Origin of the sequence: Roseomonas rosulenta (assembly GCF_016106005.1) — a bacterium.
GTDB classification, from domain to species: Bacteria; Pseudomonadota; Alphaproteobacteria; order Acetobacterales; family Acetobacteraceae; genus Neoroseomonas; species Neoroseomonas rosulenta.
The window spans coordinates 1-8,881 of sequence record NZ_JACADR010000184.1 but is presented as its reverse complement, the minus strand read 5'-3'; the positions used below and the strand labels follow the sequence as shown (position 1 = coordinate 8,881).

Here is an 8,881-nt window from a genome sequence, read left to right as displayed (position 1 = left end):
CGGCGGCGGCGCCGCGCCAGGCCGCGACGCGCGCCGCCCGGCGCTGACCGCGCGCCAGGATCGGCACGAGGAGGGGCGGTGCGCAGGCGCCGCCCCTTTTTTCGTCGAGGCGGCGGTCGCGACGGCAAGGTCATGAAGAGATCGCGCATCGCGCGATCCGGGAGCGCACAGCGCGACCACGCCCAGCCTGACAGGCGCGCCTGGCGCATCAGTGTGTGGCGCGCAGCCAAGACGCCGGAGGCGGCGCCCGGCGATTGTGGGCGCAGCAAGATTCAGCTGGTCCCGGGCGGCCGAAGACATCGGCCGCCCGGGATCAGCGCACCAGGATCTCGACGCGGCGGTTCTGCGGCTCGCGCACGTCGTCGGCGGTGGGCACCAGGGGCTGGGTCTCGCCAAGCGCTGTGATGGCGATGTCCTCGCGCGCGATTCCGCGGCGCACCAGCTCGGCGGCGACCGTCTCGGCGCGGCGGCGCGACAGCGCCTGGTTGAACTGCACCGTGCCGGACCGGTCGGCATGGCCGGCCACCTCGATGCGGGTGCTGCGCTGGCTGCGGGCGTGCTGCACGGCCTCGGCGATGATCTGGCGCGCACGTTCCGTCAGGTCGGCGCGGTTCCAGTCGAAGAAGACCAGGAAGCTGCGGCTGGCCTGCGGCACAGCGGCAGGTGCGGGCGCGGCCGGAGCGGCGCCACGGCCGAGCGTATAGCGCAGGCCGAGCAGCAGCGAGTGGTTGTAGACATCGGGCTCGACCGTGCCGGTTGCGACGGTCGCGCCGGTCAGCGGGTTGTCGAAGCGCGCCTGCAGCCGGGGCTGCAAGGTGCCGAGGAAGCGGTACTCGGCGGTAACCGCGAGGCCCGGGGCGAATTCCACCGGGAAGGCGAGGCCGGCGATGCCCTGGTAGGCGAATCGGCCGTCGCTGTCGTTCACGGTCATTCGGAGCGCGCCGTTCTGGCCGATGCCGCGCACATTCGCCCAGTCGGTCACGACATAGCCGGCGCCGACGCCGACATAGGGAATCACCGGGCCGATCACGCCGAGGTCGAGCAGGACATTGCCCATGACGCCCCAGCTTTCCTGCCGCCCGCCCGGCGCGCCGAGGCTGGTCCAGCCGGCAACGCCGGACACACCATCGGCCTCGTTGGCGCGGTAGTTGCCTTCGATCTCGGCGCGCAGGCCGTTGCCGAAGCCCCAGCCGAGGCTGAGCACGCCGGCGACGCCCGGAGTGAAGCCGACCGATCCCGCGCTGCCATAGCCCGCGCGGCCGAGCCCGACAGCCGCCGCCGAGTCGAGGTTGAGACTGGTCTCGGGCACCAGGTTCCAGCCGAATCCGCCGGCCACGTAGGGGCCCGAGGGGAACTGCGCGGCCGCCGGCGCTGCTGCCCCAAGCAGGGCCAGGGTGGCGAGGCCGGCAACCGCGAGGAGACGGGTGGGGTGGGCGGGGGGCATCTGGAGTCAGTTATTGCACGAGTTGATCTACGGAATGTGCAGGACCGTGGCGGGCGCTGCAATGCAGAAAGGGGCGCCTTTCGGCGCCCCTTCCCGTGCAGTGGTCGCGTGGTGCGCCGCGCTTAGCGGAGCACGATCTCCACGCGGCGGTTCTGCGGCTCGCGGGTGTTGTCCGGGGTCGGCACCAGCAGCTGGCTCTCGCCGACGCCGCGCGCGGTGATCTCGTTGCGCGGCACGCCCAGGCGGACCAGCTCGGCGGCCACCGCGTTGGCGCGGCGGACCGACAGGCCCTGGTTGTACTGCGCCGAGCCCGAGGTGTCGGTGTGACCCGTCACTTCGATGCGGGTCACCGCCTGGCGGGTACGGGCCTGCGCGGCTTCCGCGATGATCTGGCGCGCGCGCGCGGTCAGGTCGGCGCGGTTCCAGTCGAAGAACACCAGGAAGGTGCGCGCCGGCGCCGGCGCCGCGGCGGCCGGGGCCACCGGGGCCGCCGTGCGGCCGAAGTTGTAGCGCACGCCGAACATGATCGAGTGGTTGAAGTTGTCCACGTTCAGCGAGGTGGCCGAGCGGTCGGCGATGCGGGTGTTGCCCACCTGCACCGTGCCATTCGCACGCCCGTCGATGTCGTGGCCGGTCGTGCCCATGAAGCGGTACTCGGCGGTCAGCGCCAGGCCCGGCACGCTGTCGATCGGCAGCGCGACGCCCAGGATCGCCTGGTACGCGAATGCACCTTCGTTGCCGCCGAAGGTCAGGCTGGCCGAGGAGCCGTTCGCCGCGCGCTGGCTGAAGCCGACATCGTCGTAGTCGTGCCAGACGTAGCCGATACCGGCGCCGACATAGGGCATCACCGGGCCGAGGCGGAAGTCATACAGCGCGTTGAACATCACGCCATAGCTGGACGCGGTGCCCGAGGCGCGCGGCAGCGTGCCGACGCCCGAGGCCTTGATGCTGTCGACGTCGTTCTGGCGGTAGTTGCCTTCGAGCTCGAGGCGCAGGCCGTTGCCGAAGCCATAGCCGACGCTCAGGACGCCCGCGAAACCCCACTCGAAGTTGATGTCGACGCTGCGGCCGGCAACGGTGTCCGAGCTGCCCTGCAGGTAGTTGAAGCCGGCGCCGGCACCGATGTAGATGCCCTGCACCCGCGGATCCCAGCTCTGCGCCTGCGCGGTCGCGGCCATCGGCAGCGACAGCAGCGTCGCGGCAAGAAGCGCCTTCTTCAGGCTCATCGGAATTCTCCTGCTCGAGGCCCCCTGGGGGCCGGAAAACGGGACCGGCGCAGCGTCAAGATTGTGGACACGCCGGAACGCACCTCTTCTACCACTCACCAACGCTCGCGCCAGAGCTTGCGTGCAGGTTCATCCATGACTGTGGCCTGGCTGCAACGCCCGGGGGTGGCAAATCCGTCACAATCCTGCAAGTGCCTCGGCATCGGTCATCCCGGCCAGGCTGCCCATGGGCAGGAGGCGTGTCGCGTGGCCCATCTTGCGGCCCGGCCGCGCGCCGGCCTTGCCATAGAGGTGCGGCACGATGCCCGGGGTCGCGACCAGGCGCGGCCAGGCAGCCATGCCCTCGGGGCCGATCAGGTTGCGCATCACCGCGTCGTGGTGGCGCGCGGGATCGGCCAGCGGCAGGCCGGCCACGGCGCGGATGTGCTGCTCGAACTGCGAGGCGGCGCAGGCATCCATCGTCCAGTGGCCGGAATTGTGCGGCCGGGGCGCGATCTCGTTGCCGAGCAGCGTGCCGTCGGGCAGCAGGAACATCTCGAGCGCGACAACGCCGACCAGGTCGAGTCCCTCGGCGACTGCCGCGACATGGGCGCGCGCGGCGTCGGCGGCGGCCGCCGGCAGCCGGGCCGGGGCGAAGGAGAGGTCGAGGATGTGGTGCGCGTGGCGGTTCTCGGCCGGGTCGAAGACCGCGATCGCGCCATCCGCGCCGCGCGCGGCGATGGCGGAAATCTCTGCGGCGAAGGGCACGAAGGCCTCGAGCACCAGGGGCTTGGGCGCGAGGCGGGCAAAGGCCGGGGCGAGGTCCTCCGGGGTTCGCAGCACTGCCTGGCCGCGGCCGTCATAGCCGAGGCGCGTGGTCTTGAGCACGGCCGGCAGGCCCAGTTCGGCGACCGCGGCGGCGAGGTCCGATTCGGTCTCGACCGCGCGCCAGGGGGCGACGGGGACGCCGATGCGCCCGAGGAAGGCCTTCTCCGCCACGCGGTCCTGGCAGGTGGCGAGCGCGGCGAGGCCCGGGCGGCAGGGCACGAGGTCGGCCAGGGCCTCCAGCGCCGCGGCGGGGACGTTCTCGAATTCGAAGGTGACGACGGCCACCGAGGCGGCGAATCGGGCCAGGGCGTCGCGGTCCTCATAGGCCGCGACGGTGCTGTGCGCGGCGACCTGCATGCCGGGCGAATCGGGCTCCGGCGCATAGACGTGGCAGGCATAGCCGAGGCGCGCGGCGGCCAACGCCGACATGCGCCCGAGCTGCCCGCCGCCGAGGATGCCGATGACGGCGCCGGGGGCCAGGGGGGTGAGGCTGGCGGTCATGCCGGCAGGTCCGGCACGCTGTCGGTCTGCGCGGCGCGCCAGGCGGCGAGGCGCTCGGCCAGCGCGGGGTCGGACAGGGCGAGGATTGCGGCGGCGAGCAGCCCGGCATTGACCGCCCCGGCGCGGCCGATGGCCAGCGTGCCGACCGGAATGCCGGCCGGCATCTGGACGATCGAGAGCAGGCTGTCCATGCCCTTCAGCGCATGGGATTCGACCGGCACGCCCAGCACCGGCAGGGCGGTCATGGAGGCGGCCATGCCGGGCAGGTGGGCCGCGCCGCCGGCGCCGGCGATGATGACGCGCAGGCCTCGGCCCGCGGCGGCGGACGCGTAGTCGAACAGGCGCTGCGGCGTGCGATGGGCGGAGACGACGCGGCTCTCATGCGGGACGGCCAGGCGATCGAGCGTCTCGGCGGCGTGGCGCATGGTCTCCCAGTCGGAGCGGCTGCCCATGATGATGCCGACCAGGGGGGCGGGGCCGGGGGAGGATGTCATTCGAACCTGCCAGGAACGGACGCCAGGGGGCGTGACGGGGAAAGCACGGACGCGACGGGCCGCCGATGCGACTCGGACGCGCGGCGCGACATAGAACGGATCGCGCGGGAGCGCGAATGGGCAGCGCCGGACCCGACCGGGTGGTGACGACCCGGTCGGGGAAGGATGCGCGCGGATGGGCAGCGCCGGCGCCGCCGCCGCGAGCGGGGGCGAAGCGCATCCGGGCTAGCGGGACGGCGTGCCGGACCGGTCCCGCGGCGCGATGCGCAGCAGGGCATAGCCGAGCAGGCCGGACACCAGCGACCCGCCGAGGATCCCCAGCTTCGCCTGCGCCTGGAGGGCCGCATTGTCCGGGAAGGCCAGCAGCGTGATGAAGAGGCTCATGGTGAAGCCGACCCCGCAGAGCAGGGCGATGCCGGCCATCTGCAGCCGCCCCGCATAGGCGGGCATGTCCGCCAGTCCGAGGCGGATCGCCAGCAGCGAGAAGCCCAGTACGCCGACCACCTTGCCGACCACGAGCCCGAGCCCGACGCCGAGCGTGACCGGTGCGGCCAGGGCCTCGGCCGACAGGCCCAGGATCGGCACGCCGGCATTGGCAAGCCCGAAGACCGGCACGATGAGGAAGCCGACCGGCACGTGCAGCGCGCCTTCGAGCCGGTGCAGCGCGCTGGTGTGGCCGTGGTCCGGCCGGCCGGGCGTGCGCTGGAGGGGAATCGTCAGCGCCAGCACGACGCCGGCCAGCGTCGCATGGACGCCCGAGCGCAGGATCAGCACCCAGAGCACGAGGCCGAGCAGGAGGTAGGGCGACAGCCGGCGGACGCCGAGCCGGTTCATCACGACCAGGGCTGCCACCACCGCGGCGGCGCCCGCCAGGTCCGGCAGCGAGAGGCCCGCCGTATAGAAGACGGCGATGATGATGACCGCGCCGAGGTCGTCGATGATCGCCAGCGCCGTCAGGAAGACCCGCAACGCGGCGGGCACCCGCGGCCCGAGCAGCGAGAGAATGCCCAGCGCGAAGGCGATGTCGGTCGCCGTCGGGATCGCCCAGCCCTTCACCTCGGGCCCGGAGGTGAAGGCGAGGTAGATCAGGGCGGGGACCGCCATGCCGCCGGCGGCGGCGATGCCCGGCAGGACCCGGCGCGACCATGTGGACAACTGGCCGTCCAGTGTCTCGCGCTTGATCTCGAGCCCGACGAGCAGGAAGAAGACGGCCATCAGGCCGTCATTGATCCAGTGCCCGACCGACAGGGGCCCGACATAGCTGCGCAGCAGCGCCTCGTAGCCGGGCAGCAGCGGCGAGTTGGCGATGGCGAGCGCGAGCGCCGCCGCCCCCATCAGCATCAGGCCGGCGGAGGACTGGCCCTCGAGGAAGCGGCGCAGGGCGCTCGGTGGAGCGTAGTGGGCGTGCTGGGCCATGGATCGCCTTCGGGCATGAGCGTGCGCCGCTGGCGGCCCGACCAACGCTGATGCCTGCCCGGTTCATGCACCCCCGGACACCCGCCTTCCCTATACGACGCGACGTGCCGGCTGCCAGCCCCATTTCGGCCCGCGGCGCCGGCGGGCGGGGCACGGAAACAGCCTGCGGATGCGACGCCCGTGTGGAGACCGCGCCCGGGGGGGGCGGCGTCGCCTTCGCGTCAGGCGATGATGTCCGGCACCAGGCGGCTCTCGAGCCAGGTCACCTCGTCCTTCAGCTTCAGCTTGCGCTTCTTCAGGCGCTGCAACTGCAACTGGTCCACGGCCGAGCCGTCGAGGCGCGCAATGACGGTGTCGAGGTCGCGGTGCTCGCTGCGCAATTCGTGCAGGCGGCGGAGCATGGCGTCACGGTCGGCGATCATGGCCGTCGGCCCCGGAACGGTAAGGAAGGTTGCGAAGATGTGGGATGCATTCGTGCCCGGATGGGCCTTACCATGCCAGGGCCGGGGCGCGACAGCCATTCCCGGTCGTCGCACCCGCGGTTTTCCAGGGGGCCGGGACACCGGCCCCGCCCCTCGGCCTCGGCCCGCAAGGCCAGGCCCGAACCCGGAGATGCGCATCGCATGCCGCTTGATGCCCGGATCGCCTCCCTCGAGGACCGCCACGCCGCCCTCGAGCGCCGTATCCTGGACGAAGACCGCCGCCCGTTGCCCGATGGGCAGGAGCTGGCCCGGTTGAAGCGCGAGAAGCTGAAACTCAAGGAGGAGATGGAACGCCTCAGGGCCGCCACGCGCCACTGAGGCGCGCGGGTCAGGCCGCGTCGTCGGCTGGCTCCGCATCGAGCGGGGCCACGCCGCCGATCGCGGCCACCACCGCGTTGAGGTCGCCCTGGCTGCACAGGCCCAGGATCACCGGGTCGCGCGGCTTGATGTTGGCGCTGTTCCAGTGGGTGCGGTCGCGCACCTTGGCGATGGTGTCCTTGGTGGTGCCGAGCAGCTTGGCGATCACCGCATCCGGCAGGGTGGGGTAGTTGCGCAGCAGGAAGGCGATGCCGTCCGGCCGGTCGTTGCGCTTGGAGACCGGCGTGTAGCGCCCGCCCTTGGCGCGCTGCTTGGGCAGCACGATGGTGCTCTCCTGCAGGACCAGGCGCGCGGCGGGGTCGGCCTCGCAGCGCGCGATCTCCTCGCGCGTGAGCTGGCCCGAGGCGACGGGGTCGAAGCCCACAATGCCCTGCGCGACCTCGCCATCCGCGATGGCCTGGATCTCGAGCGGGTGCATGTTCACGAAATCGGCGATCTGGTCGAAGGACAGGGACGTCTTGTCGATCAGCCACACGGCGGTGGCCTTCGGCATGAGCGGCTGGGGCATGGGCGGACCTCGGTGGTCAGGGGGGCAGGAGCGAACCCCCGCAGAATTCTGCGCCCCCCTATACTGACGCGGCAGGGCAGGGTCAAAGCCCTGATGGACAAGGAGGCGAGGTATGGTGGGCCCGGACCAGGACGAGGCGCCGCGCCGGCGGCAGGTCGTGGAGAAGCCGCGCTTCGACGGCTGGGATGTGGGGCAGTTGCGGGACTACATCGCGGAACTGCAGGCCGAGATCGCGCGCGCGGAGGCCGGGATCGCGGCGCGCGAGGACCATAGGGCGGCGGCGGAGGCCTTCTTCCGCAAGGGGTAGGGGCGACCAGGCCTCACCGCGCTTCGCGTGTGCCATCCACCCTCGACCCGCCATAAGCGCGTGTCGCCGCCGTGTGGCGACACGCAAGGGTTGCGGAGCGCGGCAAGAACTCCCTAACGTCACATTCGAAGACGTAATCAACGGTTCTCGCGCGTTCTTCGGCGGCATGTCGCCGCCGACAGGTGAGGAGACACGGCATGACGTCCTCGGCACATCCGCGGCGGGCCTTGCTCGCCAGCGTCCTCGCGACCCTCGCCGCGCCGGCCGCGCTGGCCCAGGCCCCGGGCGGGCAGGCCGGCCCGACGCTCCAGCGCAACCGGCCGCCGCTGCAGCTGCTGGTCCGCCGGCGCCGCAACGTCGGGACCATGGCGATCGACGACCCCGTCCTCGTCAGCTACCGCAAGGCGGTGCTGGCGATGCGCGCCTTGCCCGCCAGCGACAAGCGCAACTGGGAGAACCAGGCGCGCATCCATCTCGACCACTGCCCGCACGGCAACTGGTACTTCCTGCCCTGGCACCGCGCCTACCTGCTCGCCTTCGAGCGCATCTGCCAGCAGATGTCGGGCGATCCGGGCTTCCGCCTTCCCTACTGGAACTGGACGGTGGACCGCGTCCTGCCGGCGGCCTTCACGGTGGCGCAGGTCGGCAACGACCCAAACCCGCTGCGCCACACGCGCGGCCCCAATGCCGGGAACCCGCTGCCCGACAACATCGTCGGCACCGACGTGATCGAGGACATCCTGGACGAGACGACCTTCACCGTCTTCGCCAGCGGCAAGCCGCCCGGCCAGAACAGCACGGCGGCCTCCTTCCAGCGCGCGAACGGCGCGACCGGCCCGCTCGAGGGCACGCCGCACAACAGCGTGCACGGGCGCCTGGGCGGCGACATGGGCACCTACATGTCCCCGCGCGACCCGATCTTCTGGCTGCACCACTGCAACATCGACCGGCTGTGGGATTCCTGGCGGCGGCGCGGCAATGCCGACACCGCCGATCCGCACTGGCGGGATTTCCGCTTCGGCGGCCAGTTCGTGCGCCCCGACGGCACCACCGCCTACGAGCCGCAGTGCAAAGACCTGATGAGCGTGCGGGCGCTCGGCTACGAATACGTCCCGCAGTTGGTCGTCGGCCGGTTCCCGACCGATCGCCTGCGCGCGCTCGGCGTGTTGCGCCAGGTCGAGCCGTCGCGCCTGGTGACCACCCAGGCGACGCCGGCGGCGAGCGCCGCGGCCAGCGGTGCGCAGGCCTTCCGGTTCACCCTGCCCGCGCCGGCGCTGAGCGGCGTGCAGCGCGCCGCACGCCCGCCGCTCGCGGCCGC

10 protein-coding genes are annotated in these 8,881 nt (G+C 72.2%); 3 read left to right on the top strand and 7 right to left on the bottom strand.

Translation table 11 applies throughout. The annotated features are described in order from the left end of the window. Positions 1–313: 313 nt before the first annotated feature. From HW578_RS18555 to HW578_RS18530, 6 genes are all read right to left on the bottom strand, one after another. Complete coding sequence (locus HW578_RS18555; protein ID WP_198372188.1) at positions 314–1,444, bottom strand: OmpA family protein; 1,131 nt, start codon at positions 1,442–1,444, stop codon at positions 314–316. Positions 1,445–1,566: 122 nt separating this feature from the next. After that, positions 1,567–2,670, bottom strand: a complete 1,104-nt coding sequence (locus tag HW578_RS18550) for an OmpA family protein (protein ID WP_198372186.1) — start codon at positions 2,668–2,670, stop codon at positions 1,567–1,569. Positions 2,671–2,847: 177 nt separating this feature from the next. Further along, positions 2,848–3,978 (bottom strand): 5-(carboxyamino)imidazole ribonucleotide synthase, encoded by a 1,131-nt coding sequence (locus tag HW578_RS18545; protein WP_198372184.1) that lies wholly within the window; start codon positions 3,976–3,978, stop codon positions 2,848–2,850. Continuing rightward, positions 3,975–4,472, bottom strand: coding sequence for a 5-(carboxyamino)imidazole ribonucleotide mutase (gene purE, locus HW578_RS18540; RefSeq protein ID WP_198372182.1), 498 nt, complete (start codon positions 4,470–4,472; stop codon positions 3,975–3,977). The genes HW578_RS18545 and purE overlap by 4 nt, the downstream gene beginning before the upstream one ends. Positions 4,473–4,697: 225 nt before the next feature. Further along, positions 4,698–5,888, bottom strand: coding sequence for a Na+/H+ antiporter NhaA (nhaA, locus tag HW578_RS18535; RefSeq protein ID WP_198372181.1), 1,191 nt, complete (start codon positions 5,886–5,888; stop codon positions 4,698–4,700). A 221-nt stretch (positions 5,889–6,109) separates the two neighbouring features. After that, positions 6,110–6,310 (bottom strand): YdcH family protein, encoded by a 201-nt coding sequence (locus HW578_RS18530; RefSeq protein WP_198372180.1) that lies wholly within the window; start codon positions 6,308–6,310, stop codon positions 6,110–6,112. A gap of 201 nt (positions 6,311–6,511) precedes the next feature. On the opposite strand from HW578_RS18530, the gene HW578_RS18525 reads away from it, so the two are divergent. Then, positions 6,512–6,688: a YdcH family protein gene (locus HW578_RS18525; RefSeq protein WP_198372179.1), complete on the top strand. Its 177-nt coding sequence runs from the start codon at positions 6,512–6,514 to the stop codon at positions 6,686–6,688. 10 nt (positions 6,689–6,698) lie between these two features. Here HW578_RS18525 and HW578_RS18520 read toward each other — a convergent pair whose 3' ends face one another. Further along, positions 6,699–7,256, bottom strand: a complete 558-nt coding sequence (locus tag HW578_RS18520) for a DUF1013 domain-containing protein (protein WP_198372178.1) — start codon at positions 7,254–7,256, stop codon at positions 6,699–6,701. 112 nt (positions 7,257–7,368) lie between these two features. Here HW578_RS18520 and HW578_RS18515 point away from each other — a divergent pair, with 112 nt between their 5' ends. Both HW578_RS18515 and HW578_RS18510 read left to right on the top strand, forming a co-directional pair. Then, a complete protein-coding gene (locus HW578_RS18515) occupies positions 7,369–7,563 on the top strand; it encodes a DUF1192 domain-containing protein (protein ID WP_198372177.1) in 195 nt (64 codons plus the stop codon). A gap of 197 nt (positions 7,564–7,760) precedes the next feature. After that, the coding region (locus HW578_RS18510; protein WP_198372176.1) for a tyrosinase family protein at positions 7,761–8,881 on the top strand (1,121 nt) is incomplete at its 3' end.